This window comes from Kitasatospora purpeofusca (assembly GCF_042691725.1).
GTDB lineage: Bacteria > Actinomycetota > Actinomycetes > Streptomycetales > Streptomycetaceae > Kitasatospora > Kitasatospora purpeofusca_B.
In genome coordinates this window covers 3134674-3160561 of the sequence record NZ_CP170483.1, presented here as the reverse complement: position 1 = coordinate 3160561, position 25888 = coordinate 3134674, and the positions used below count along the sequence as shown (strand labels likewise).

Genomic DNA, 25888 nt, shown 5'->3' with positions numbered 1-25888 from the left:
GGGTGTGTGTGGGGTGTGGGGTCGGGGTCGGGGAGGAGGGCTGGGGCGTGCCCGGAAGAAACGTTTTTTCTCGCCCGGCCCGAGCGCCGCTCGGGCCGGGCGAGGGCCACAGCGGCTCGGGCACGTACCGCAGGGTTCCCGCTCGGATGGCGAGGGAGAGAACAGCGCCGCGCTCCGGGCGAGGCCCGGAGCGCGGCGTGAAGGAAGGGAGCGGGAGGGAGATCGGGCGGTACACGTGCACCCTCCCGCCGGCGTAGGAAGTCGGCCCGGCCGACTTCCTACGCCGGACCAACCCGCGGAGTGAGGCGGTCGCAGCACCGTCGCTCCCCGGAGCGCAGGAGTGGTTGGCGTGGGCGCTCACCGCCGTGGAGTGGGAAGTCGGCCCGGCCGACTTCCCACTCCACGGCGGGCCGCGCCGGGTCAGCTTTCCTCGCGCCAGCCTTCGTGGGAGGTGGCGACGGTGTCGAGGGCGCGCAGGAGGGCGGGCGTCCAGCCGTCCTCCGGGGGTTCCACGACCACCAGCCACTGGGCGTCCTCGGCGTCGTCCTCCCCGGCGAGGGCGTCGCGGACGATTTCGAGCTCGCCGAGGTCGGGGTGGTCCGCGCTGAGCTCCTCCGCCGCCTCCTCGGCGGCGTCGCGGTCGGGCAGGACGAGCAGGTGCCGGGCGTTCGGGTCGAAGTCGTCCGGCAGGTCGGTGATGGGGTCTTCGGTCACCCGCCCATTCTCCAGGGACGGAGCTGTCCGTCCCCCGTGGGATGCTGGTAGGCGATGGCCAGGAAGAGTGCACCCGACGACCTGCTCGCCCCGCTGACCCTCGCGGTCGGCCAGGAGGAGCTGCTGCTGGACCGTGCGGTCGCCCAGGTGGTGGCCGCGGCCAAGGCGGCCGACCCGGACACCGATGTGCGGGACCTCCCGCCGGGCGGCCTGCAGCCGGGCAGTCTGGCCGAGCTGACCACCCCGTCGCTCTTCGCCGAACGCAAGGTCATCGTGGTCAGGGCCGCCCAGGACCTCTCCGCCGACTCCGTCAAGGAGGTCAAGGCGTACATCGAGGCCCCCGTCGAAGAAGTGATCATGGTCCTGGTGCACGCGGGCGGCGCCAAGGGCAAGGGCCTGTTGGACGCGGGCCGGAAGGCCGGCGGCCGCGAGGTGGCCTGCGCCAAGCTCGCCAAGGCGAGCGAGCGGCTGGCCTTCGTCCGCGGCGAGTTCCGCACGCTCGGCCGCTCGGCGACGCCCGAGGCCTGCCAGGCCCTGCTGGACGCGCTCGGCAGCGACCTGCGCGAGCTGGCGGCCGCGTGCAGCCAGCTCACCTCCGACGTCGAGGGTGCCATCGACGAGACCGTGGTGGCCCGCTACTACAGCGGCCGGGCCGAGGCGACCGGCTTCGAGGTGGCGGACCTGGCGGTCACCGGCCGGGCCGCCGAGGCGCTGGAGCGGCTGCGCTGGGCGCTGGCCGTCGGCCAGCCGCCGACCGGCATCACCTACGCGCTGGCCTCCGGGGTGCGCAGCATCGGCCGGCTGGCGACCACCGGGCGGAACATGCGCCCGGCGGACCTGGCGCGCGAGCTGGGCATGCCGCCGTGGAAGGTGGAGCGGGTCCGTCAGCAGATGCGCGGCTGGACGGGCGACGCCGTGGCCACCGCCCTGACCGCGATCGCGCAGGCGGACGCCGCCGTCAAGGGCGGGTCCGACGACCCGGCCTTCGCGCTGGAGCGCGCCGTGGTGGCCGTGGCGAGGGCCGCCCGGGCCGGATCCCGGGCGCCGTCGTACTGATCCGGCCCGGCCGGCCCCGCGCCGCTGCCGTTACGGACCGCCGCTACGCGCCGCCGATCGCCTTGAGCATGTCCCGGGTGTCGTCGAGCATGGCCTTGCGCACGGTCTCGCGGTCCAGCATGTGGTTCTTTCCGACCTGGTAGTTGTCCGTCCAGTACAGCGAGTACGTCATGGCGCCGTCGCGGACCTGCAGGTAGTGGTTGATGTCGTGGAAGGTCTTGTCCGCGCTGGTCGGCTCGTCGCCGTACGCGAGGTAGGCCTCCTCGCCGAGGCCGGGCACGTCGGTGATCTCGTACTTCTGCTGCTCGAAGTAGTGCCGCAGGGCGGCGAATTCGGGGACGGAGTCGACGGCCTTGTGCAGCTCGGCGCGGATGTCGAGGGTGGCGTAGTCGGTGGTCTCGCTGTCGCCGGGCGTGCGCTTCATCAGCGCGTAGCAGCGCATGACGTCCATGGACTCGCTGCGGCCGGCGTGCTCCAGCGGGTAGTTGTCCACCATCTTGTACTTGCCGCGGAACGCGGTGAGCTTGCCCGCGTCGCAGATCCTGTCGACGGCGTGGTAGCCGCGGACGCTCTTCGCGGCGGACTTTCCGCCGACGATGCCGGGCACGGCGACGACGGCGCCGGTCCAGATCGCGGAGGCGAGGATCGCGCCGACGAACGCCCACACCGCGTTGCGCCGCAGTCCGCCGCCCCGCCCGCCGTTCGGGGCTGCCGGGGCCGTCGGCGCACCGGGCGCGCTGGGCAGGCCGGGCGGCGGCCCGAAGCCGGGCGGGCCGTGCGGCGCCGGTGGCTGCGGCTGCTGCGGGAAGCCGGCGAAGCCGGGTCCGCTCTGCGGCGGCGGTGGCGGCGGTGTCCCCAATGTGTGCCCCCCTCGGGCCCTCGACGTGGCTGCCGAACACCCGGGACCCTACCCGGTCCCGGCGTCGTGGTCGGCCGGCCCGCTCCTCGCGACCGGCCCCGGAACCCGGACCGGCCCCGCAAACGCGTACTGCCCGACCGGTGGGGACCGATCGGGCAGTGGCGAGAAGGCCTATGAACAGGCACTTCCGGTCAATCTCTGTGCACCGCACCCGCGTGGCGAACGCAGGCCGCGTGCGGTGCGAAGTGTGCTGCGCCTCGGGGTCCCGGGTAGAGGGCCGGTCGTCCCGAGGGGGTGGGGCCGTCGATGCGGCCCCGGGGGCGTCAGGCCTGAGCGGCGGTGTTGACGCGCTTGGTGATGGCCGACTTCTTGTTGGCGGCCTGGTTGGCGTGGATGACGCCCTTGCTCACGGCCTTGTCGAGCGCCTTGGAGGCGGCGCGGGCCAGCTCGGTGGCCTTCTCGGTCTCGCCGGCGGCAGCGGCCTCACGGGCCTTGCGCAGGGCGGTCTTCAGCGAGGACTTGACGGCCTTGTTGCGCAGGCGCGCCTTCTCGTTGGTCTTGTTGCGCTTGATCTGGGACTTGATGTTCGCCACGAAAGTGCCTCAGTCTGTGTCATCGGTTCGGGGACCCCTCCCGGCCGGAGGCTGGGGGAGGGCTGCACCGCGCGGCCGTCGGACCAGCTGAGAGGGCATGCCTAGGCCGGGTGCAGCGCCCAACGCTACCAGGGGCGTGGGGCCCGGCCAAACCCGGGCGGACCCGGTTCAGGCCCGCAGGACCGGCTCGCCGTAGTGCTCGACCTCGGGGAACGGCCGGTAGAAGTGGTGCAGCAGTTCGCGCCACCGCCGGTACTCGGGCGAGCGGCGGAAGCCCTCGGTGTGGTCGGCGAGCGTCTCCCACCCGACCTGGAGCAGGAACCGGGAGCCGCGCCCCTCGTCCAGGCAGCGGCGCAGTTCCAGGGAGCGGAAGCCGGGGCGGCCGGCGATCAGCGGACGGGCCTCGGCGAAGGCGGCGAGGAACTCCTCCTCCCGGCCGGGCAGGACGTCGAGCAGGGCGCTTTCCAGGATCATGGTCCGCCATCCTGCCGTGCCCGCGCCGCGGCCCTGGCGCGGGAACCTGCGGCGCAGCCCCCGCCGGGGCTGCCCGGCACCCGCCGTGAAGGCCCCCGCGGCCCTTTCCGGCGGCCCGAACAGGACGGCGGCGCGCGGCCCGCTCGCGGGAGGTGGGAAGATGGGAGGAACTATCTCGATCGGACGACCGTCCGGTCGCCCGGGAAGCCGGTCAGCGATGATCCGGACACCCCCGGCCCCCGGACCAACGGAGAATCGGACCAAGGTGCCCGCGACCCCCAGCAATGTGCCAGAGCCCAGCCGTACCGACCCGGCGCTGATCCGCAACTTCTGCATCATCGCCCACATCGACCACGGCAAGTCGACCCTCGCCGACCGGATGCTGCAGATCACCGGTGTGGTCGACCCGCGGCAGATGCGCGCCCAGTACCTCGACCGCATGGACATCGAGCGCGAGCGCGGCATCACCATCAAGTCGCAGGCCGTCCGTCTCCCGTGGGCGCCGAGGACCGGTCCCCACGCCGGGAACACGCACATCCTCAACATGATCGACACCCCGGGCCACGTGGACTTCACGTATGAGGTGTCCCGTTCCCTCGCGGCGTGCGAGGGCACCATCCTGGTCGTCGACGCCGCCCAGGGCATCGAGGCGCAGACCCTCGCCAACCTGTACCTGGCGCTGGAGAACGACCTCACGATCGTCCCGGTGCTGAACAAGATCGACCTGCCGGCCGCGCAGCCGGAGAAGTACGCCGCGGAGATCGCCCACATCATCGGCTGCGACCCGTCCGACGTGCTCCAGGTCAGCGCCAAGACCGGTCTCGGCGTCGAGGACCTGCTGGACCACATCGTCAACACCGTCCCGGCCCCGGTCGGCGTCAAGGACGCCCCGGCCCGCGCGATGATCTTCGACTCGGTGTACGACGCCTACCGCGGCGTGGTCACCTACGTCCGTGTGGTCGACGGCCAGCTGACCAAGCGCGAGCGCATCGCCATGATGTCCACCGGCGCGACCCACGAGCTGCTGGAGATCGGCGTCATCTCGCCGGAGCCCAAGGTCGCCGACGGCCTGGGCGTCGGCGAGGTGGGCTACATCATCACCGGCGTGAAGGACGTCCGGCAGTCCAAGGTCGGTGACACGATCACCTCCCAGCACAAGGGCGCCACCGAGGCGCTGGGCGGCTACAAGGACCCGCGCCCGATGGTGTTCTCCGGCCTGTACCCGCTGGACGGCTCGGACTACCCGCTGCTGCGCGACGCGCTCGACAAGCTGCGGCTGAACGACGCGGCCCTGGTGTACGAGCCCGAGACGTCGGTGGCGCTGGGCTTCGGCTACCGCTGCGGCTTCCTCGGCCTGCTGCACCTGGAGATCATCCGGGAGCGCCTGGAGCGCGAGTTCAACCTCGACCTCATCTCCACCGCCCCGAACGTGGTCTACCGGGTGATCATGGAGGACGGCACCGAGCACACCGTCACCAACCCGAGCGAGTTCCCCACCGGCAAGATCGCCGAGGTGTACGAGCCGGTCGTGCGCGGCACCATCCTGGCACCGAACGAGTTCGTCGGCGCGATCATGGAGCTGTGCCAGTCCCGCCGCGGGAACCTCCAGGGCATGGACTACCTGTCCGAGGACCGCGTCGAGCTGCGCTACACCCTGCCGCTCGCCGAGATCGTCTTCGACTTCTTCGACCAGCTGAAGTCCAAGACCCGCGGCTACGCCTCGCTGGACTACGAGCCCATCGGCGAGCAGACCGCGAGCCTGGTGAAGGTCGACATCCTGCTGCACGGCGACGCGGTGGACGCGTTCTCCGCGATCGTGCACAAGGACAAGGCCTACAGCTACGGCGTGATGATGGCCGGCAAGCTGCAGAAGCTGATCCCGCGCCAGCAGTTCGAGGTGCCGATCCAGGCCGCGATCGGCTCGCGCGTGATCGCCCGCGAGACGGTCCGGGCGATCCGCAAGGACGTCCTCGCCAAGTGCTACGGCGGTGACATCTCCCGCAAGCGGAAGCTGCTGGAGAAGCAGAAGGAAGGCAAGAAGCGGATGAAGATGGTCGGCCGCGTGGAGGTCCCGCAGGAGGCCTTCATCGCCGCGCTGTCCACCGACGCCGAGGCCCCCAAGGGCGAGAAGAAGTAACGACGGCGCCACCGCGAGGGGCCCGGGACGCGCACCGCGTCCCGGGCCCTCGGGCGTCCGCCCCGGGCGGCGGGCCGCTCAGCGCAGCGACAGCACGACGGACCTGAGGATCGCCGCCTTGGCCAGCCGCCCGGCCCGCCCGGTGAGCACGGTCGGCCGCATCGAGTCGTCGCCGTGGACGAACTGCAGCAGCCCCTCGCGCCGGCCGAGGCTCAGGCACTGCACGACGTACCGGAAGGCGAACGGCTTGTCGGTGCGCCCGGTGAGCACCTTGCCGAGGTACTGGCCCTGCGGCAGCGCGGTGGCGCAGCCCATCCGCAGGGTGCCGGTACCGGGGACGGTGACCTCGGCGGCGTCGCCGATCACGTACACCTCGGGGTGCGAGACCGACCGGAGGTGGTCGTCGACGACCGCCCGCCCGGCGGGGGTGACGGCGAGGCCGGCCTCGGCCGCCAGCGGGTGCGGCTCCATCGAGGCGGCCCAGACGACGAGGTCGGCGTCGATCCGGCCGGCGGTGGTGGTGAGGCCCCCGGCGTCGACGGCGGTGACGGCGCTGTGCTCGTGGATCCCGACGCCGAGTCCGCGCAGTACGCGGTGGACGTGGTCGTGGCCCTTGGCGGAGAACCAGCCGCCGACCCGCCCGGCGGCGACGATCCGCACCGTCCAGCGGGGGTGGGCCTCGGCGAGTTCGGCGGCCAGTTCGATGCCGGTGGCGCCGCCGCCGACGACCGCGAGGGTGCCGGGACGGTCGGCGGTGCGCAGCCGCTCGGCGACCTCGGCGGCCCGTTCGACGGGGTGGGCGTGCTCGGCGGCGCCGGGGACGCCGTGCCAGGCGGTGCGGCTGCCGAGGGCGTGGACGAGGGTGTCGTAGGCGAGGGTGTCGCCGTTGTCGAGGAGGATCTTGCGGCCGGCGAGGTCGAGCTCGGTGGCGCGGGCCCGGACGTGCCGCACGCCCCGTCCGTGCAGCACCTCGGCGAGGGCGGGCCGGGGCACGGGCAGGCCGGCGGTGGTCTCGTGCTGGCGGATGCGGTGCAGGAGGCGGCTCTCGGGGGCGATCAGGGTCACCCGGCCGCGCTTTCCGGCCCGGGTCGCGGCGGCGAGGCCCGCGTAGCCGGCCCCCAGTACGACGATCTGCTTCTCGGTCATGTCGTCCCGCTCCTTCGTGGCGCCGTCGTCGGCGTCCTCTCGGGGCCTCCCCGGGGTGGCCGGGGAGCGCTTCTCCGCGTGTTCGGAAGGGGGACGACGGCGCCCGCGGGAGTGTGACGGTGACCTGCGTCACACTCCCGGAGGGGTGGCGGGGGCGTTGAGGTGGGTGAGCTTCTCCGGGTTGACCACGGCGTACGCCTCGGTGATCCGGCCGTCGGCGACGGCGAAGGCCATCACCCCGCCGACCACGCCGGGCCGCGCGTACCAGACCAGGCCGGGCTCGCCGTTGACCAGGGCGAACTCCACGGCGGCGGCGGGCGTGACCCACTTGGCGACGAGGCCGAGGACGAGCCGGGAGACCTTGTCGGAGCCGAGCACCGGGCGGGCACCGGCGGTGACGACGCCGCCGCCGTCGGAGTGCCAGATGATGCCGGGGTCGAGGACGGCGAGCAGGCCCTCGATGTCGCCGCGGGCGCTGGCGGCGGCGAACGCCTCGACGGCCTGCCGGTGCTCGGCGGGGTCGGCGGTGGCCCGGCGCCCGCCGTCCTTGATCCGGCGGCGGGCGCGGGAGGCGAGCTGGCGGGTGGCGTCGGGGCTGCGGTCGAGGGAGGCGGCGATCTCGTCGAAGCCGACGGCGAAGACGTCGTGCAGGACGAAGGCGGCGCGTTCGGCGGGGGTGAGCTGTTCGAGGACGGCGAGCAGCGCGAGCGAGACGGACTCGCCGCGTTCGGCGAGGTCGGCGGGGGAGGCGGGGGTGTCCTGGTAGGAGAGGGACGGCTCGGGCAGCCATTCGCCGAAGTAGGACTCGCGGCGGGCCCGGGCGGAGCCGAGCTGGTCGTAGCAGAGGCGGGTGACGACGGTGGTGAGGTAGGCGCGGGGGTCGGCGACGGCGGCGCGGTCGGCGGCGCGCCAGCGCAGCCAGGCCTCCTGGAGGACGTCCTCGGCGTCGGTGAAGGAGCCGAGCATCCGGTAGGCGACGGAGCCGAGGTAGCGCCGGTGGGCCTCGAAGGCGTCCGGGCCGGTGGCGGCGGCGGGCTCGGCGGTGTTCGTCGACGGTTCGTCACTCACGCCCCTCACGGTAGCGCCCGCCCTCGCGGCGGCCGAGGGCGGCGGGCCCGGACGCGCGGGAGCCCGGGGCGGACGCGAGGACCGTCCGCCCCGGGCTCCCGGTGGCCGCGGGGCTACTCGACCTCGGCGACCGCCTCGGCGAACTGCGCCTGGTAGAGCCGGGCGTAGGCCCCGCCGGCGGCGATCAGCTCGTCGTGGCCGCCCTGTTCGACGATGGAGCCGTTCTCCATGACGAGGATCACGTCGGCGTCCCGGATGGTGGAGAGCCGGTGGGCGATGACGAAGCTGGTGCGGCCGGTGCGCAGCCGGGCCATGGCCCGCTGGATGAGCACCTCGGTGCGGGTGTCGACGGAGCTGGTGGCTTCGTCGAGGACGAGGATCGAGGGCTGGGCGAGGAAGGCGCGGGCGATGGTGATGAGCTGCTTCTCGCCGGCGCTGACGCCGGCGCCCTCGTCGTCGATGACGGTGTCGTAGCCCTCGGGGAGGGTGCGCACGAAGCGGTCGACGTGGGCGGCCCGGGCGGCCTCGACGATCTGCTCGCGGGTGGCGCCCGCCCGTCGCCCGCCACCGCCCTCGGCCGAGTCGCTGCGCTCCACGCCTCCTTCCGCGCCGTAGGCGATGTTGTCGGCGATGGTGCCGCCGAACAGCCAGGTGTCCTGGAGGACCATGCCGATGCCGGAGCGCAGTTCCTCGCGGGACATCGCGGCGATGTCGACGCCGTCGAGGGTGATCCGCCCGGAGCTGACCTCGTAGAACCGCATCAGCAGGTTGACCATGGTGGTCTTGCCGGCGCCGGTGGGGCCGACGATGGCGACGGTCTGGCCGGGTTCGACCTTGAGCGAGAGGTCCTCGATGAGCGGCTTGTCGGGGTCGTAGCGGAAGGCGACGTCCTGGAAGACGACCCGGCCGCGCAGGGCGTCGGGGCGTTCGGGCATGGCCGGCTCGGGGGTCTGCTCGGGGGCGTCGAGGAGTTCGAAGACGCGTTCGGCGGAGGCGACGCCGGACTGCACCAGGTTGGCCATGCTGGCGACCTGGGTGAGCGGCTGGCTGAACTGGCGGGAGTACTGGATGAACGCCTGGACGTCGCCGATGGACAGCGCGCCGCCGGCCACCCGCAGGCCGCCGACGACGGCGATCAGCACGTACTGGAGGTTGCCGATGAGCATCATCGCGGGCTGGATGATGCCGGAGATGAACTGGGCCTTGAAGCTGGAGGCGTAGAGGGCCTCGTTGTGCTCGCGGAAGGTCGCGGCGGACTCCTTCTGGCGGCCGAAGACCTTGACCAGGGCGTGGCCGGTGTACATCTCCTCGATGTGCGCGTTGAGCTGTCCGGTGGACTTCCACTGCTGGACGAACTGGGGCTGGGCGCGCTTGCCGACGCGGGTGGCGACGACGACGGACAGCGGGACGGCGATCAGCGCGATGAGGGCGAGCAGCCAGGAGATCCAGAACATCATGGCGAGCACGCCGACGACGGTGAGCAGCGAGTTGACCACCTGGCCCATGGTCTGCTGCATGGTCTGGCTGATGTTGTCGATGTCGTTGGTGACCCGGCTGAGGACTTCGCCGCGGGGCTGCTTGTCGAAGTAGCTGAGCGGCAGCCGGGCGAGTTTGGCCTCGGCGTCCTGGCGCAGCCGGTAGCCGGCGCGCTGGATGGCGCGGGCGGCGAGGCGGCCCTGGACGATGCCGAAGACGGCGGAGGCGACGTAGATGGCGAGGACCCAGAGCAGGACGGTGCCGATGGCGCCGAAGTCCATGCCGTTGCCGGGGACGAAGTCGACGGCGGAGAGCAGGTTGGCGAGGTCGCCGTCGCCGCGGGCGCGCAGGCCGTCGAGGATCTGCTGCTTGGAGGCGCCGGCAGGGAAGCGGTTGCTGACGACGCCGGCGAAGATCAGGTCGGTGGCGTGGCCGAGGATCTTGGGGCCGACGATGGCGGCGCCGATGCTGAGGGTGCCGAGGGCGAGGACGCCGGCGATGAGGGCGCGCTCGGGGCGGAGCAGTTTGAGCAGCCGTTTGCCGGAGGACTTGAAGTCCATGGACTTCTCGGCGCCCTGGCCGCCCATGAAGCGGCCGGGGCCGGCGGGTCCGCGGCGGGCGGCGGCGGCCTGGGAGTCGCCGCCCGGCTGGGGCGGTCGGCCGCCCGCGCCGGGGCCACCGGGGCCGCCGGGACCTCCGGGCCGGCCTGCGCCACCGGGTCCGCCCGGACGTCCGCCCGGTCCGCCCGGACGTCCGCCCGGTCCGCCCGGACGTCCGCCGGGCGCCTTGTCGAAGCCGGGCGCGGACTTGTCGGGGCTGGTCACGCCGCCTCCTGCTCGGTGAGCTGGGAGAGCACGATCTCCCGGTACGTCGGATTGCCGGCCATGAGCTCGCCGTGGGTGCCGCTGCCGACGACGGCGCCCTCGTCCAGGACGATGATCCGGTCGGCGTCGCGGATGGTGGAGACTCGCTGGGCGACGATCACCACGGTGGCGTCGGAGGTCTCCCGGGCGAGCGCCTTGCGCAGCTTGGCGTCGGTGGCGTAGTCGAGCGCGGAGAAGGAGTCGTCGAAGAGGTAGACGTCGGGTCGGCGCACCAGGGTGCGGGCGATGGCCAGGCGCTGGCGCTGGCCGCCGGAGACGTTGGCGCCGCCCTGGGAGATGGGCGCGTCGAGGCCTTCGGGGAGCTGTTCGACGAAGTCCTTGGCCTGGGCGATCTCCAGGGCGTGCCAGAGTTCCTCGTCGGTGGCGTCGGGCCGCCCGTAGCGCAGGTTGCTGGCGACGGTGCCGGTGAACAGGTAGGGCTTCTGCGGGACGAGGCCGACGCTGTCGGACAGGGCCGTCGGGTCGAGTTCGCGGACGTCGACGCCGCCGAGCAGGACCTGGCCGGAGGTGGTGTCGAAGAGCCGGGGGACGAGTCCGAGCAGGGTGGACTTGCCGCTGCCGGTGGAGCCGATGACGGCGGTGGTCTCGCCGGGGCGGGCGGTGATGCCGATGCCGCGCAGCACGGAGGCCTCGGCGCCGGGGTAGCGGAAGTCGACGTCGCGCAGTTCGAGGTGGCCGCGGCGCAGCACCTTGGTGACGGGGTCGGCGGGCGGCACGACGCTGGAGGAGGTGTCGAGCACCTCCTGGATGCGTTCGGCGCAGACCTCGGCGCGCGGCACCATCATGAACATGAAGGTGGCCATCATGACGCTCATGAGGATCTGCAGCAGGTAGGAGAGGAACGCGGTCAGGGCGCCGATCTCCATGTCGCCGCTGTCGATCCGGTGGGCGCCGAACCACAGCACGGCGACGCTGGAGACGTTGACGACGAGCATGACGCCCGGGAACAGGTAGGCCATCAGCTTGCCGACCTGCAGCGAGACGCCGGTGAGGTCGCCGTTGGCGTCGGCGAACCGGTTCTGCTCGTGCTCGTCCTTGACGAAGGCGCGGATGACCCGGATGCCGGTGATCTGCTCGCGCAGCACCCGGTTCACGGTGTCGATCTTCTCCTGCATGCTGCGGAAGCGCGGGCGCAGCTGGCGGACCAGGACGGCGACGACGAGGCCGAGGGCGGGGACGACGGCGAGCAGCAGTCCGGAGAGCGGCACGTCCTGGTTGAGGGCCATGATGATGCCGCCGACGCACATGATCGGTGCGGCGACCATCAGGGTGAACGACATCAGGGCCAGCATCTGGACCTGCTGGACGTCGTTGGTGGTGCGGGTGATGAGGGAGGGGGCGCCGAACTGGCCGACCTCGCGCGTGGAGAAGCCCTGGACGCGGTCGAAGACGGCGGCCCGGATGTCGCGGCCCACCGCCATGGCGGTGCGCGCGCCGTAGTAGACGGCGCTGATGGAACAGAGGGTCTGCAGGAGGGTGACGCCGATCATCACGGCGCCCACGCGCAGGATGTAGCCGGTGTCCCCCTTGATCACTCCGCTGTCGATGATGTCGGCGTTGAGCGTGGGCAGGTAGAGCAGCCCGAGGGTGGAGACCAGCTGGAGCAGCACCAGCAGGATGATCGGTCGGTTGTAGGGGCGCAGGTACGCCCTGAGCAGTCTGATCAGCACTGGCTCACTCTTGTCGTCGGCGGCGGCTTTGGCATCCCGATTCTCGTTGTTCGGGAGGCCGGTTCAGGAGATTCCGGGCAAGCGAGCCGGATCTTTGTCCAGCCCTTTGCCGAACGTTCCGCGGGGCCCGGTGGTGCCGTGCACCGGTGGTCCGGGAGGGTGTCGGCCCGGTCCGCCCCCTTACGGAATGACCGGTTTCCCCCTAGGCTGCTGACAGCCCTCTTGTTACTCGCCGGTACCGGTCCCGGCTGCCCGGGGGCCGGCGGTCGCCCCCGCGGGCGCCACATCTTTCAGATTTCAGACGGCCACCCGCCCCCGGAGGTCCTCGTTGAGTTCCGCGCAGTCCCTGATCGACTCCGGCCGTCCCGACATCGTCGCCGGGCGTCCCGCTTCCGTCGCCCACCTGTTCCAGGAGCGGGTCGCGCTGACCCCGGGCGGCGAGGCCTACCGCTATCCCGTCCCGGTGGACGAGCACGCGGCGGACAGCACCCCCGGCGCCGAGCAGTGGCGGTCGATGACCTGGGCGCAGACCGCCGCCCGGGTGCACGCGGTGGCGGCCGGGCTGCTGTCGCTGGGCATCGAGGCCGAGGACCGGGTGGCGCTGGCCTCCTCCACCCGGGTGGAGTGGATCCTCGCCGACCTCGGCAACATGTGCGCGGGCGCGGCCACCACGGCCGTCTACCCGAGCACCAACGCCGACGAGACGGCGTTCATCCTCTCCGACTCCGGCTCCCGGGCCCTGTTCGCCGAGAACGCCGCCCAGCTGGACAAGGTGGTCGCCGAACTGGACCGGCTGCCCGGGCTGGAGACGGTGATCCTGTTCGACGCGCCGCACGGGCCGCCGCAGGCCGGCCGGCTGAAGGTGATCACCCTCGCCGAGCTGGAGCGGCTCGGCGCCGAGCACCTGGCCGTCCACCCGGACGCCGTCGAGAAGGCGGTCGCCGCCCTCGACAAGGAGCAGCTGGCCACCCTCATCTACACCTCCGGCACCACCGGCCGCCCCAAGGGCGTGCGCCTGGTGCACGACTGCTGGGCCTACGAGGGGCGGGCGCAGGAGGCGAGCGGGCTACTGGCCGCCGACGACGTGCAGTTCATGTGGCTGCCGCTGTCGCACGTGTTCGGCAAGACGCTGATCTCGGGGCAGATCGCGACCGGGCACGTGATGGCGGTGGACGGCCGGGTGGACCGGATCATCCACAACCTCCCGGTGATCCGGCCGACCATCATGGCCTCGGCGCCGCGGATCTTCGAGAAGGTCTACAACGGCATCGCCGGCAAGGCCCGCGCCGGGGGCGGCGCCAGGTACAAGATCTTCCTGTGGGCGGCGCGCACCGCCCGCGACTACGCCCGCACGGTCCAGGAGACCCGGATGGCGACCGGTGTGGGCAGCGCCCCGGCGGCGCTGCGGTTGAGGCACGCGCTCGCCGACAGGCTGGTGTACGCGAAGATCCGGGCCGCGTTCGGCGGGCGGCTGCGCGGGGCGGTGTCCGGCAGCGCCGCGCTGGCCCCGGAGATCGGCTACTTCTTCGTCGGCGCCGGGGTGCCGATCCTGGAGGGCTACGGGCTGTCCGAGACCAGCGCCGGCTCCAGCGTCAACCGGGCCGAGGACATCCGGGTGGGCACGGTGGGCCGTCCGCTGCCGGGCACCGAGGTGCGGATCGCCGAGGACGGCGAGATCCTGCTGCGCGGCCCCGGTGTCATGCGCGGCTACCACAACCTGCCGGAGAAGACCGCCGAGGTGCTGGAGGCGGACGGCTGGTTCCACACCGAGGACATCGGCGAGCTGTCCCCGGACGGCTTCCTGCGGATCACCGACCGCAAGAAGGACCTGTTCAAGACCTCCGGCGGCAAGTACGTCGCGCCGAGCGAGGTGGAGGGCAGCTTCAAGGCGGTCTGCCCGTTCGTCAGCAACGTCCTGGTGATCGGCAACGGCCGCAACTACTGCACCGCGCTGATCGGCCTGGACGAGGCGGTGATCATGCCGTGGGCCGCCGAGCACGGCCTGGCCGGGAAGTCCTACGCCGAGGTGGTGGCCGACCCGCGGACCCACGAGCTGATCGAGGGCTTCGTGCGGCGGCTCAACGGCCGGCTGCAGCGCTGGCAGACGATCAAGAGGTTCCACCTGCTGCCGCGCGACCTGGACGTCGAGCACGGCGAGCTCACCCCGAGCCTGAAGATCAAGCGCCCGGTGGTGGAGCGGACCTACGCGGAGGCGGTCACCGCGATGTATGCGGGTGCCAACGAGGCCTGACCCGCCCGCCCGTCCCGTACGGCCCGGAGGGCTGTACGGGACAGGTGGCTCCGGCCGTGCGGGACAATGGGGTCATGCCATCCGCACTTCCCGACGGCGAACCGGTGCCGTCCGACGGTTCCCTGCCCGCGCACGCCCTCGACGGGCTGGGCTCGCGGCCGTTCGGCTTCTACCTGCACGTGCCCTACTGCGCGAGCCGCTGCGGCTACTGCGACTTCAACACCTACACCGCCACCGAGCTGCGCTCCTCGGGCACCGTCGCCTCCCAGGAGACGTACGCGGACAACGTGGTCGCCGAGATCCGCCTCGCCCGGCGGGTCCTCGGCGCGGACGCGCCGCCGGTGAGCACCGTCTTCCTGGGCGGCGGCACCCCGACCCTGCTGCCGGCCCGTGATCTGGTGCGGATGCTGGCCGCGATCCGCGACGAGTTCGGGCTCGCCGACGGCGCCGAGGTCACCACCGAGGCCAACCCGGAGTCGGTGGACCCGGCGTACCTGGCGGAGCTGCGCGAGGGCGGCTACAACCGGATCTCCTTCGGCATGCAGTCGGCCCGCCCGCACGTGCTGCGGCTGCTCGACCGCCACCACACCCCCGGCCGCCCCGAGGCCTGCGTCGCCGAGGCCCGCGCGGCCGGCTTCGAGCACGTCAACCTCGACCTCATCTACGGCACCCCCGGGGAGTCCGACGACGACTGGCGGGCCTCCCTGGACGCCGCGATCGGCGCCGCTCCCGACCACGTCTCCGCCTACTCGCTGATCGTCGAGGAAGGCACCCGGCTGGCCGCCCGGGTCGGGCGCGGCGAGCTGCCGATGATCGACGACGACGTGCACGCCGACCGCTACCTGATCGCCGAGCAGGCGCTGAGCGCCGCCGGCTACTCCTGGTACGAGGTCTCCAACTGGTCCACCACCCCCGAGGGCCGCTGCCGCCACAACGAGCTGTACTGGACCGGCGGCGACTGGTGGGGCGCCGGCCCCGGCGCGCACAGCCACGTCGGCGGCGTGCGCTGGTGGAACGCCAAGCACCCCGCCGCCTACGCCCGGGCCCTCGCCGAGCAGCGCACCCCCGCCCAGGGCCGCGAGCGCCTCGCCGCCGAGGACCGCCGCGTCGAGCGGATCCTGCTCGAACTGCGCCTCGCCGAGGGCATCCCGCTGGACCTGCTCACCGACACCGGCCGCCGGGCCGCGGCCCGCGCCCTCGCCGACGGCCTCCTCGCCCCCGCCCCCTACGAGCGGGGCCGCGCCGCCCTCACCCTCCAGGGCCGCCTGCTGGCCGACGCGGTGGTGCGTGACCTGGTGGACTGAGTGTCGCTACCGTGGTGCCAGCCGTCGGAGGGAGCGCGCAATGACCGCCATCGATGACCGGATGACGGGGATCTTCGAGAACCTGGAGGTCCCGGAAGGCTTCAAGGCCGAGCTCATCAGGGGGGAATTCGTGATGGCGGCGGGGCCGACCCCGGCGAGCGCCTCGGGGCTGTCGGACTACGTCGTCGAGCGGACCACCGAGTTCGGCGAGCCGGTCCCGCTGGGCCCGGTGGGCGTCGTCCTCGACACCTCGGAGTTGCGGACCTACTCCTGATCCGGGAGCGTGACGAAGTCGATCAGCTCCTCGACGCGGCCCAGCAGTTCGGGCTCCAGGTCCCGGTAGGAGTTCACCTTCGCCAGGATGCGCTTCCAGGCGGCGGGGGTGTCCTCGGGCCAGCGCAGGCGGCGGCAGGTGCCGAGCTTGAAGTCCTCGCCGCGGGGGACGGCGGGCCAGGCGGGGATGCCGACGGAGGAGGGCTTCACCGCCTGCCAGACGTCGATGTAGGGGTGGCCGACGACGAGCACGTGCGGGCCGGTGACCCGGGCGGCGATGCGGTGCTCCTTGGTGCCGGGGAGCAGGTGGTCGACCAGGACGCCGAGGCGCCGGCCCGGGCCGGGGGCGAAGTCGGCGACGATCGCGGGCAGGTCGTCGACGCCCTCCAGGTACTCGACGACCACGCCCTCGATCCGCAGGTCGTCGCCCCAGACCCGCTCCACCAGCTCGGCGTCGTGCCGGCCCTCCACGTAGATCCGCGACCCGCGGGCCACCCGGGCCCGGGCGCCGGGGACGGCGACCGAGCCGGAGGCGGTGCGGCCCGGGGCGCGCGAGGGGGCCGGGCCGGTGGGCCGGACCAGGGTGACCGCCCTGCCCTCCAGCAGGAAGCCGCGCGGGACCATCGGGAAGACCCGGTGCTTGCCGAACCGGTCCTCCAGGGTGACGGTGAAGCCCTCCGCGGTCTTCTCGCAGCGCACCACCGCCCCGCAGAAGCCGCTCGCCGCCTCCTCGACCACCAGGTCCCGCTCGGCGGGCACCTCCGGGGCGGGCGACGTCTTCTTCCACGGCGGGGTCAGGTCGGGTCCGTACTGGCGGCTGCGCATTCCCCGGAGTCTACGAGGCGTCAGCCGAGGTAGTACGAGGTGTTGATCGCCAGGACCTCGGCGAGTCGCCCGCGCAGGGCGTCGGCGTGGCGGAGCATCAGCGGTCGTGCGCCCGGGGCCGGGCGCACACCGCGGTCGGTGAGCAGGTACACCACCCGCAGGGTGCGCAGGGTGTTGGAGACGGTCGCGGGGACGACGCCGGGCCGGCGCCGGCCGGTGGCGGCGATCGGGTCGAGCCAGGCCAGCGCCTGCTGCTCGGTCAGTTCCGGGCGGGTGAGGACCTGGCCGATCGCACGGCCGAGGCGGTCGTCCTCCATGGCGTCCAGGACGTGGTCGGTGGGGGCGAGCAGCCGGGCGCAGGCCAGGTCCAGCAGCGGCGCCGGGTCGGCCGTCAGCGGGCTGCGGCCGAGGGCGCCCAGCAGGTCGGCGCCGTGCGCGACGGCGTGCAGCCAGCCGAGCCCCGGGTCCCAGCCGCGCAGGTCGCGCTCGTCGACGTACCAGCGGGCGAAGGCGTCCAGCCAGGCGGGGCGGTGGGCGCCGGCGTCGACGATTTCGGCGAGGACCAGCGGAGCGAAGGTACGGGCCTGGATCTCGGGGTCGGACAGCCGCTCGGCCATCTCGTCGCCGAGGGCGAGGCGCTGTTGCGGGGTGAGGAGGGGGGTCCAGCGGCACAGCTGTTCGTAGGCGAGGGTGTCGCGTACGTGCGGGTCGGGGGAGCGCAGCGCGGCGCTCACGGCGGCGAGCAGGCCGGGGGTGGGGGCGGCGGTCTCGATCTCGGTCCAGTTGATCACGTCCGGACCCTAGGAGGCCCCGGCCGCCCCGGCCACCGGTTTTCACAGCCCCGGGGCGCCCCAGACGGGGAACCAGCGGGTGAGGTCCTTCTCCAGCCGCAGGTCGTTGCCGAGCATCGCGTTGACCTGCAGCTCCAGCGGGCTGTCGCGCCGCTCCCCGCCGCCCGGCAGCGGTGCGAACGGGTAGAACGTGCCGCGCTTGTACAGGTAGACCAGGGCCAGCGGCCGCCGCCCGTCGGCGCCGCGGAAGCCGACCAGCGAGCAGAGCAGCTGCGGCCCGAAGCCGTTCGCCTCCAGCTCGCTGTTGACCGCGTGCAGGTCGTTGACCAGGTCCGGCAGCTCCTCGGGGGCGTGCCGGGCGAGCAGCCAGGAGTAGCCGTAGTCGTCCTTGGACGCCTCGACGGGGACGCCGCCGCGCCCGGTGTCGGCGTCGAGCAGCGCCCGGACCTGCCGCTCGACCTCGTCGAAGGCCCCGCCCTCGACCGAGGCGAAGCAGACCGAGCCGAGCCCGGTGGGCCGGAAGCCCGCGCCGGCCTCCAGCGTCAGCGCGGCGGAGGGCACCCCGAACAGCTGGTCGAGGTCGGGCTTGACGGGCTTGGTGCGGCCGAACAGCGCGTCCAGGATTCCCACGGCGGTCCTTCCGGAAGGAGGGTCAACGGGTCAGTGGCCGAGCCGCGCGGAGATCTTCGCGAGCTGGGCCAGCCGCTGCTCCAGCGTCGGGTGGGTGGAGAACAGCTGGGTGGCGGCCTCGCGGGCGCTCAGCGCGGGGGCGAAGTAGAAGGCGTTGTAGGCCTGCGCCTGGCGCAGGTCCTTGGTCGGGATGGCGGCGATCTGGCCGGTCACCTTGGTGAGCGCCGAGGCCAGTGCGCTGGGCCGGCCGGTGAGCTGGGCGGCGGCCCGGTCGGCGGCCAGCTCCCGGTAGCGGGAGAGCAGCCGGGTCAGCAGGAAGCTGATCGCGTAGACGGCGATCGACGCCAGCGGGACGACCAGCGCGACGATCGCGGCGTTGGGGTCGTTGCTGTTGCGTCCGCCGCCCATGAAGCCGCCGTACATGGCGATCCTGGTCATCGCGCCGGCCAGCACGCCGAGGAAGCCGGCCACCGTCATCACGGCGACGTCCCGGTGGGCGACGTGCGACAGCTCGTGCGCGAGCACGCCCTCCAGTTCCTCCGGCTCCAGCCGGCGCAGCAGTCCGGTGGTGACGCAGACCACGGCGTTGCGCGGGTTGCGGCCGGTGGCGAAGGCGTTCGGCATGTCGTTGCGGGCGACGGCGACCCGGGGTTTGGGCATGTCGGCGAGCGCGCAGAGCCGGTCGACGGCGCCGTGCAGCTGCGGGTACTGCTCCGGGGTGACCGGGTGGGCGCCCATGGCCCGCTCGGTGATCTTGTCGCTGAACCAGAACTGGGCGACGAACAGGCCGCCGGAGATCAGGACGATGATCGGCCAGGCACCGCGCAGCAGGGCGATCAGCAGCCCGGTGAAGCCGACGTACAGCAGTCCGATCAGGAACATCGTCCCCACCATCCGGCCGGTCAGGCCGCGGTCGGGGGCGAAACGGGTGTGCGGGCCCGAGGTCGACATCGCTGTTCCTCCGTTCGCCGTCCGCTTTCGATGCTGCCACCCGGGCGGGCCCGCGGCATCATCCGCGCGCCGCGAACTGCGGGCAGGATCACCCCGGCCGGGCCGTTCCTGCCGTCGGACCCGGGCCTTACACTGGCAGGTACGGTTCTGGCACTCGGGTGTTCAGAGTGCCAAGGCCGGGCCCCGCGGGGCCGGCCCGACAGCCCGAAATACGGACACATGCCACAACGGCGTGTCACAACGGACAACGCGTGAAGACGGAGGTGCGTGCCCCATGGCCGGTGAGGTCCGCCAGCTCGACGACCGCAAGCTCGCGGTGCTTCGCGCGATCGTCCAGGACTACGTGGGGACGGAGGAGCCGGTCGGCTCCAAGGCCCTGGTGGACCGGCACAACCTCGGGGTCTCCCCGGCGACCGTCCGCAACGACATGGCGGCGCTGGAGGAGGAGGGCTACATCCACCAGCCGCACACCAGCGCCGGGCGCATCCCCACCGACAAGGGCTACCGGCTGTTCGTCGACAAGCTGGCCGAGGTCAAGCCGATGAGCGCGCCCGAGCGGCGGGCGATCCGGCACTTCCTGGACGGCGCGGTGGACCTCGACGACGTGGTCGCCCGCACGGTGCGGCTGCTGGCCCAGCTGACCCGCCAGGTCGCGGTGGTGCAGTACCCCTCGCTGAGCCGCTCCACGGTGCGGCACATCGAGCTGGTCGCGCTGGCCCCGGCGAAGGTGATGCTGGTGTTGATCACCAACACCGGCCGGGTCGAGCAGCGGCTGGTGGACTGCCCCGGCGCGGTCGGCGAGACGCTGCTGGCGGACCTGCGGGCCCGGGTCAACGCCCGGGCGGCCGGCCAGTGGCTCCCGGACGTCCCCGGGCTGCTGGACGAGGTGCCCGCGCTGTTCGAGGCGGCCGACCGGCCGACCGTCACGACGGTGCTGGCGACGCTCTTCGAGACGCTCGCCGAGCAGAGCGAGGAGCGGATCATGCTGGCCGGCACGGCCAACCTGACCCGCTTCGGCCACGACTTCCCGCTGACCATCCAGCCGGTGCTCGAAGCGCTGGAGGAGCAGGTCGTCCTGCTCCGCCTCCTGGGTGAGACCGCGGACGCCGGGATGACGGTCCGGATCGGCCGGGAGAACGCCTACGAGGGCCTGAATTCCACGTCGGTCGTCTCGGTCGGTTACGGTTCGGGCGACGAAAGCGTGGCCAAACTGGGTGTGATCGGTCCGACCCGGATGGACTATCCGGGCACAATGGGGGCGGTGCGAGCGGTGGCACGGTACGTGGGCCAGATCCTGGCCGAGTCGTAGGAACGGACACCGTCGGATCTGACGGTGCCCGAAGTCGCAAGCACTTCTACAGGCGGAACAAGCGGAGCATTTGGTGGCCACGGACTACTACGCGGTACTCGGCGTCCGACGGGATGCGGGGCAGGACGAGATCAAGAAGGCGTTCCGGCGCCTGGCGCGCGAACTGCACCCGGACGTCAACCCGGACCCGAAGACGCAGGAGCGGTTCAAGGAGATCAACGCCGCCTACGAGGTGCTCTCCGATCCGCAGAAGCGCCAGGTCTACGACCTCGGCGGCGACCCGCTCTCGCCCAACGGCGGCGGGGCGGGCGGCTTCGGCGCGGGCGCGGCCGGCTTCGGCTTCTCCGACATCATGGACGCCTTCTTCGGCGCCGCCTCCGGCCAGCGCGGCCCGCGTTCGCGGACCCGGCGCGGCCAGGACGCCATGATCCGCCTGGAGATCACCCTGGAGGAGGCCGCGTTCGGCACCACCAAGGAACTCCAGGTCGACACCGCCGTCACCTGCACCACCTGCAGCGGCGAGGGCGCCGCGCCCGGCACCTCCGCGCAGACCTGTGACATGTGCCGCGGCAAGGGCGAGGTCTCCCAGGTCACCCGGTCCTTCCTGGGCCAGGTCATGACCTCCCGCCCCTGCCCGCAGTGCCAGGGCTTCGGCACCGTCGTGCCGACCCCGTGCCCGGAGTGCGCCGGCGACGGCCGGGTCCGCGCCCGCCGCACCCTGACCGTCAAGATCCCCGCCGGTGTCGACAACGGCACCCGGATCCAGCTGGCCGGCGAGGGCGAGGTCGGCCCCGGCGGCGGCCCGGCCGGCGACCTGTACGTCGAGATCGCCGAGACCACCCACACCGTGTTCCAGCGGCGCGGCGACGACCTGCACTGCACCGTCACCATTCCGATGACGGCGGCCTCGCTCGGCACCCAGGTGCCGCTGCAGACCCTGGACGGGGTGGAGGAGGTCGACATCCGGCCCGGCACCCAGTCCGGCCAGTCCATCCCGCTGCACGGCCGGGGCATCACCCACCTGCGCGGCGGCGGCCGGGGCGACCTGATAGTGCACGTCGAGGTGCAGACGCCCACCAAGCTCGACCCCGAGCAGGAGGACCTGCTGCGCCGCCTGGCGGTGCTGCGCGGCGAGGAGCGGCCGTCCGGCCAGTTCGCGCCCGGGCAGCAGGGGCTGTTCTCCCGGCTGAAGGACGCCTTCAACGGCCGGTAGCCGTCCCGCGTGGGGGTGCCGAGGCTTCCTCGGCACCCCTTTCGCGTCCCCGTCCCCGTTCCCACCCCGGAGGTTCCCCGCATGACCGCGCCCGTGTTCGTCGTCGACACCGAGCGGATCGCCGCCGCCGCGCCCGGCGCGCTGGTGCGGCTGGACGGGCCGGAGGGCCGGCACGCGGCCGCCGTGAAGCGGCTGGAGCCGGGCGAGGCGCTCACCCTGGCGGACGGTCTCGGCCTGGGCGTGGACGGCGCCGTCGCGGCGGTGCACGGCAAGGACGCGGTCGAGGTGACGGTGGCGGCCGTGCGCCGCGAGCCGGAGCCGCGGCCGCGGATCGTCGTCGTCCAGGCGCTGCCCAAGGGCGACCGGGGCGAGCTGGCGGTGGAGACCATGACCGAGGTCGGCGTGGACGTGGTGATCCCCTGGGCGGCCTCGCGCTGCATCACCCAGTGGAAGGGCGAGCGCGGTGCCAAGGCGCTCGCCAAGTGGCGGGCCACCGCGCGGGAGGCCGGCAAGCAGTCCCGCCGGCTGCGCTTCCCCGAGGTCCGCGACCTGGCGACCACCCGGCAGCTGGCCCCGGTGCTGGCCGGCGCCGCGTTCGCGGCCGTGCTGCACGAGGAGGGCGCCGAGCCGCTGGCCGGGGCCGCGCTGCCGGACGGCGGGGACCTGGTGCTGGTGGTCGGCCCGGAGGGCGGGGTCTCCCCGGAGGAGCTGGCCGCCTTCGCCGGGGCCGGTGCCAAGCCCTACCGGCTCGGCCCCTCGGTGCTGCGCACCTCCACCGCGGGCGTGGCGGCGGGCGCGCTGCTGCTGGGCCGCACCGGCCGCTGGTCGTAGCGCCGGGGGGCGTCCCCCGCAGGGGTTCGCCGTCGGTGAAGTCCGGGCGCGCGGCGCGGCGCCCTGCCTAGGGTGACGGGTGTGAGCGAACCCGAGAGCACTCCCGTGGGCGCCTATCTGCGCCACCCGCACCTGCACGGTGACCTGATCACCTTCGTGGCCGAGAACGACGTGTGGCTCGCCCCGCTGGACGGCGGCCGGGCCTGGCGGCTGACGGCCGATCACGTCCCGGTCCGCCGGCCCCGGTTCTCCCCGGACGGCCGGTACGTCGCGTTCACCTCGGCCCGGGACGGCGCCCCCGAGGTGCACCTCGCGCCGGTGGACGGCGGCCCGTCCCGCCGGCTCACCTACTGGGGCGACGCCCAGACCCAGCTGCGCGGCTGGACGGCGGACGGCCGGCCGATCGCCACCACCGCCGCCGGACAGGCCTCGCTGCGCCGCACCTGGGCGCACGCCGTGCCGCTGGACGGCGGCGAGCCGGTGAGGCTGCCCTACGGGCCGGTCGGCGGGCTGGCCCACGAGCCGGGCGGCGACCGGACGCTGCTGGTCTCGGCGTTCGGCGTGGAGCCGGCCTGGTGGAAGCGGTACCGGGGTGGGCGGGCCGGCCGGCTGTGGATCGGCGCCGAGCGCTTCGAGCGCGTCCACGAGGAGCTGGACGGCAACATCGAGTCGCCGCTGTGGGTGGGGGAGCGGATCGCGTTCCTCTCCGACCACGAGGGCGTCGGCGCCCTGTACTCCAGCCTCCCGGACGGCTCCGACCTGCGCGGCCACGGCACCTCGCCGGAGGGCTTCTACGCCCGCGACGCCGCCACCGACGGCACCCGGGTGGTCTGGCACACCGCCGGCGAGCTGTGGCTGCTGGACGACCTGGCCGGCGCCGGACCGCGCCGCCTCGACGTCCGGCCGTCCGGCCCGCGCACCGGCCGCCGCCCCCGCCCGGTGTCCGCCTCGTACTGGCTGGAGGGCGCCGCCCCGGACCGCACCGGCCGGGCCGGCGCGGTGGTGGTGCGCGGCACCGTGCACTGGCTCACCCACCGGGAGGGCCCGGCCCGGGTGCTGGACGAGACGCCGGGCGTGCGCGGCCGCCTCGCCCGGGTGGTGCCGGCCGCGACGGGCGAGGACGGCGCCCAGGGCGTGGTCTGGGTGACCGACGCCGGGGGCGAGGACGCGATCGAGTACGCGCCCGCCGTGCTCGGCACCGAGCGCCGCCGGCTGGCCGCCGGGCGGCTGGGGCGGGTCCGCGCGCTGCTGGTGTCGCCGGACGGCAAGCAGCTGGCGGTCGCCGCGCACGACGGCCGGGTGCTGCTGGTCGCGCTGGCCGACGGGGCCGTGCACGAGCTGGCGCACAGCACCGACGGCGAGGTCGGCGGGCTGGCGTTCAGCCCGGACTCGGCGTGGCTGGCCTGGTCGCAGCCGGCCCTCGGGCCGTGGTCGCTGCGCCAGATCGTGCTGGCCAACCTGGCCACCCGGACGGTCTCCGAGGCGACCCCGCAGCGGTTCATCGACACCTCGCCGGCGTTCACCGCGGACGGCCGGCACCTGGCCTTCCTCTCGGTGCGCAACTTCGACCCGGTGTACGACTCGCACGTCTTCGACCTGTCGTTCCCCAACGGCTGCCGCCCGTACCTGATCACGCTGGCCGCCGACACGCCGAACCCGTTCGGGCCGAGCCGGGCCGGGCGGCCGGCCGGCGGCGAGGAGGACGAGCCCAGGGGCAAGCGGGCGGACGGCGAGGAGGGCGGGGCCGACGCGCCGCCGGTGACCCGGGTCGACCTGGACGGCATCGCCGACCGGATCGTGCCGTTCCCGGTGGAGGGCGGCCGGTTCGGCGCCCTGCGGGCCGCCAAGGACGGGGTGCTGTGGACGCGCGTCCCGCTGGTCGGCGAGCTGGGCGACGAGGCGGCCTCGCTGGAGGACGAGCGCCCGCGGCCCACCCTGGAGCGCTTCGACTTCCGCAAGCGCCGGGCCGAGCAGCTGGTGGACGGCCTGGACGGGTTCGCGGTGAGCGGTGACGGCACCCGGCTGGCCGTGCTGGACGAGGGGGAGCTGCGGATCCTGCCCGCCGACCACAAGGCGTCCGGCGAGGACGAGGAGGTCGACGTCGACCTGGACCGGCTGCGGGTGACCGTCGACCCGGCGGCCGAGTGGCGGCAGATGTACGACGAGAACGGCCGCCTGATGCGGGACAACTTCTGGCACCCGGACCTCTCCGGGGTGGACTGGGCCGGGGTGCTGGCCCGCTACCGCCCGCTGGTGGAGCGGCTCGGCTCGCACGACGACCTGGTGGACCTGCTCTGGGAGGTGCACGGCGAGCTGGGCACCTCGCACGCGTACGTGGTGCCGCACGGCAGGCACACCGAGCCGGCCCGCCGGCAGGGCCTGCTCGGCGCCGACCTGGTCCGCGACGGCGAGGTGTGGCGGATCGCCCGGATCCTGCCCGGCGAGTCCTCGGACCCGCGGGCGCACTCGCCGCTGGCCGCCCCGGGCGCGGCGATCCGCCCGGGCGACGCCGTCCTGGCGGTCAACGGCCGCCCGGTGGACCCGGTGACCGGCCCGGCGCCGCTGCTCGCGGGCACCGCCGGGCAGCCGGTGGAGCTGACCGTGGCCGGCAAGGACGGCACCGACCGGCGCCACCCGGTGGTCGTGCCGCTGGCCGACGACGAGGCGCTGCGCTACCACGACTGGGTGGCCGGCCGGCGGGCCGCGGTGCGCGAGCTGTCCGAGGGCCGGCTCGGCTACCTGCACATCCCCGACATGCAGACCACCGGCTGGGCGCAGATCCACCGCGACCTGCGCTCGGAGATGGCCCGGGAGGGCGTGATCGTCGACATCCGGGGCAACCGGGGCGGGCACACCTCGCAGCTGGTGATCGAGAAGCTGTCGCGGCGGATCGTCGGCTGGGGCGTCGCCCGGGACATCGCCAATCCGGCGCCGTACCCCGAGGACGCGCCGCGCGGGCCGGTCGTCGCCCTGGCCGACGAGTACTCCGGCTCGGACGGCGACATCGTCAACGCGGCCATCCAGGCGCTCGGCATCGGCCCGGTGGTCGGCACCCGGACCTGGGGCGGGGTGATCGGCATCGACAGCCGCTACTCGCTGGTCGACGGCACCCTGGTGACCCAGCCGAAGTACGCGTTCTGGTCGGAGCGGGTCGGCTGGGGCCTGGAGAACCACGGCGTGGACCCGGACGTCGAGGTGCCGTTCCCGCCGCACGCGTGGGCGGCGGGGGAGGACCCGCAGCTCGCCGAGGGGGTCCGGCTGGCGCTGGCGGCGCTCGCCGAGCGGCCGGCGAAGACCCCGCCGCAGCTGCCCGGGCGGCGGTAGCCGCGGACCGGAGCGGGGGCGGGCGGCCTCCCGCTCCCGGCGGACGGCGGCATGGCTCGGCTAGCATGCCGCCGTACGCACCGACCCGCCCAGCACCCGTACCCGTACC

At 73.6% G+C, this 25888-nt stretch carries 21 protein-coding genes; 9 read left to right on the top strand and 12 right to left on the bottom strand.

Going from position 1 to position 25888, the window contains the following annotated elements; translation table 11 throughout:
• Positions 1 to 420: 420 nt before the first annotated feature.
• Positions 421 to 714 (bottom strand): hypothetical protein, encoded by a 294-nt coding sequence (locus tag ACFCLZ_RS13210; RefSeq protein WP_380285098.1) that lies wholly within the window; start codon positions 712 to 714, stop codon positions 421 to 423.
• Positions 715 to 768: 54 nt separating this feature from the next.
• Between ACFCLZ_RS13210 and holA the strand changes: the two genes are divergently transcribed.
• Entirely contained in the window at positions 769 to 1770 is a 1002-nt protein-coding gene (gene holA, locus ACFCLZ_RS13205) for a DNA polymerase III subunit delta (RefSeq protein WP_380285097.1), read from the top strand.
• 43 nt (positions 1771 to 1813) lie between these two features.
• On the opposite strand, the gene ACFCLZ_RS13200 is transcribed toward holA, so the two are convergent.
• From ACFCLZ_RS13200 to ACFCLZ_RS13190, 3 genes are all read right to left on the bottom strand, one after another.
• Positions 1814 to 2629 carry a hypothetical protein gene (locus ACFCLZ_RS13200; protein ID WP_380285096.1) on the bottom strand — a complete coding sequence of 272 codons (816 nt, stop codon included), beginning with the start codon at positions 2627 to 2629 and terminating at the stop codon, positions 1814 to 1816.
• Positions 2630 to 2952: 323 nt separating this feature from the next.
• A complete protein-coding gene (gene rpsT / locus ACFCLZ_RS13195) occupies positions 2953 to 3222 on the bottom strand; it encodes a 30S ribosomal protein S20 (protein WP_355269285.1) in 270 nt (89 codons plus the stop codon).
• Between the two features lie 168 nt (positions 3223 to 3390).
• Positions 3391 to 3696, bottom strand: a complete 306-nt coding sequence (locus tag ACFCLZ_RS13190; protein WP_380285095.1) for an antibiotic biosynthesis monooxygenase family protein — start codon at positions 3694 to 3696, stop codon at positions 3391 to 3393.
• A 265-nt stretch (positions 3697 to 3961) separates the two neighbouring features.
• Between ACFCLZ_RS13190 and lepA the strand changes: the two genes are divergently transcribed.
• Positions 3962 to 5833: a translation elongation factor 4 gene (gene lepA / locus ACFCLZ_RS13185; RefSeq protein WP_380285094.1), complete on the top strand. Its 1872-nt coding sequence runs from the start codon at positions 3962 to 3964 to the stop codon at positions 5831 to 5833.
• Positions 5834 to 5911: 78 nt separating this feature from the next.
• Here lepA and ACFCLZ_RS13180 read toward each other — a convergent pair whose 3' ends face one another.
• From ACFCLZ_RS13180 to ACFCLZ_RS13165, 4 genes are all read right to left on the bottom strand, one after another.
• Entirely contained in the window at positions 5912 to 6979 is a 1068-nt protein-coding gene (locus tag ACFCLZ_RS13180) for an NAD(P)/FAD-dependent oxidoreductase (RefSeq protein WP_380285093.1), read from the bottom strand.
• Positions 6980 to 7108: 129 nt separating this feature from the next.
• A complete protein-coding gene (gene sigJ / locus ACFCLZ_RS13175) occupies positions 7109 to 8047 on the bottom strand; it encodes an RNA polymerase sigma factor SigJ (RefSeq protein ID WP_380285092.1) in 939 nt (312 codons plus the stop codon).
• Between the two features lie 113 nt (positions 8048 to 8160).
• Positions 8161 to 10110: an ABC transporter ATP-binding protein gene (locus ACFCLZ_RS13170; RefSeq protein ID WP_380286156.1), complete on the bottom strand. Its 1950-nt coding sequence runs from the start codon at positions 10108 to 10110 to the stop codon at positions 8161 to 8163.
• A gap of 233 nt (positions 10111 to 10343) precedes the next feature.
• Positions 10344 to 12077 carry an ABC transporter ATP-binding protein gene (locus ACFCLZ_RS13165; RefSeq protein ID WP_380285091.1) on the bottom strand — a complete coding sequence of 578 codons (1734 nt, stop codon included), beginning with the start codon at positions 12075 to 12077 and terminating at the stop codon, positions 10344 to 10346.
• Positions 12078 to 12405: 328 nt separating this feature from the next.
• Between ACFCLZ_RS13165 and ACFCLZ_RS13160 the strand changes: the two genes are divergently transcribed.
• The 3 genes from ACFCLZ_RS13160 (at position 12406) to ACFCLZ_RS13150 (ending at position 15906) form a co-directional block, all read left to right on the top strand.
• Positions 12406 to 14328 carry an AMP-dependent synthetase/ligase gene (locus ACFCLZ_RS13160; protein ID WP_380285090.1) on the top strand — a complete coding sequence of 641 codons (1923 nt, stop codon included), beginning with the start codon at positions 12406 to 12408 and terminating at the stop codon, positions 14326 to 14328.
• 74 nt (positions 14329 to 14402) lie between these two features.
• Positions 14403 to 15632 (top strand): radical SAM family heme chaperone HemW, encoded by a 1230-nt coding sequence (gene hemW, locus ACFCLZ_RS13155; protein WP_380285089.1) that lies wholly within the window; start codon positions 14403 to 14405, stop codon positions 15630 to 15632.
• Positions 15633 to 15672: 40 nt separating this feature from the next.
• A complete protein-coding gene (locus tag ACFCLZ_RS13150) occupies positions 15673 to 15906 on the top strand; it encodes a hypothetical protein (RefSeq protein ID WP_380285088.1) in 234 nt (77 codons plus the stop codon).
• Here the strand turns inward: ACFCLZ_RS13150 and ACFCLZ_RS13145 are convergent.
• The 4 genes from ACFCLZ_RS13145 to htpX are packed head-to-tail and all read right to left on the bottom strand — an operon-like array spanning position 15897 to position 19102.
• Positions 15897 to 16730, bottom strand: a complete 834-nt coding sequence (locus ACFCLZ_RS13145; protein ID WP_380285087.1) for a DUF3097 domain-containing protein — start codon at positions 16728 to 16730, stop codon at positions 15897 to 15899. The genes ACFCLZ_RS13150 and ACFCLZ_RS13145 overlap by 10 nt on opposite strands.
• Before the next feature lie 20 nt (positions 16731 to 16750).
• Positions 16751 to 17521: a DUF2785 domain-containing protein gene (locus tag ACFCLZ_RS13140; protein ID WP_380285086.1), complete on the bottom strand. Its 771-nt coding sequence runs from the start codon at positions 17519 to 17521 to the stop codon at positions 16751 to 16753.
• Positions 17522 to 17563: 42 nt separating this feature from the next.
• Positions 17564 to 18151 carry a hypothetical protein gene (locus tag ACFCLZ_RS13135; protein WP_380285085.1) on the bottom strand — a complete coding sequence of 196 codons (588 nt, stop codon included), beginning with the start codon at positions 18149 to 18151 and terminating at the stop codon, positions 17564 to 17566.
• A 30-nt stretch (positions 18152 to 18181) separates the two neighbouring features.
• Positions 18182 to 19102: a zinc metalloprotease HtpX gene (gene htpX / locus ACFCLZ_RS13130; protein WP_380285084.1), complete on the bottom strand. Its 921-nt coding sequence runs from the start codon at positions 19100 to 19102 to the stop codon at positions 18182 to 18184.
• Between the two features lie 274 nt (positions 19103 to 19376).
• On the opposite strand from htpX, the gene hrcA reads away from it, so the two are divergent.
• From hrcA to ACFCLZ_RS13110, 4 genes are all read left to right on the top strand, one after another.
• Positions 19377 to 20411: a heat-inducible transcriptional repressor HrcA gene (gene hrcA, locus ACFCLZ_RS13125; RefSeq protein WP_380285083.1), complete on the top strand. Its 1035-nt coding sequence runs from the start codon at positions 19377 to 19379 to the stop codon at positions 20409 to 20411.
• A gap of 73 nt (positions 20412 to 20484) precedes the next feature.
• Complete coding sequence (dnaJ, locus tag ACFCLZ_RS13120; protein WP_380285082.1) at positions 20485 to 21624, top strand: molecular chaperone DnaJ; 1140 nt, start codon at positions 20485 to 20487, stop codon at positions 21622 to 21624.
• 81 nt (positions 21625 to 21705) lie between these two features.
• Positions 21706 to 22455 carry a 16S rRNA (uracil(1498)-N(3))-methyltransferase gene (locus ACFCLZ_RS13115; protein WP_380285081.1) on the top strand — a complete coding sequence of 250 codons (750 nt, stop codon included), beginning with the start codon at positions 21706 to 21708 and terminating at the stop codon, positions 22453 to 22455.
• Between the two features lie 81 nt (positions 22456 to 22536).
• Positions 22537 to 25779, top strand: a complete 3243-nt coding sequence (locus ACFCLZ_RS13110) for a S41 family peptidase (protein ID WP_380285080.1) — start codon at positions 22537 to 22539, stop codon at positions 25777 to 25779.
• Positions 25780 to 25888: the final 109 nt, after the last annotated feature.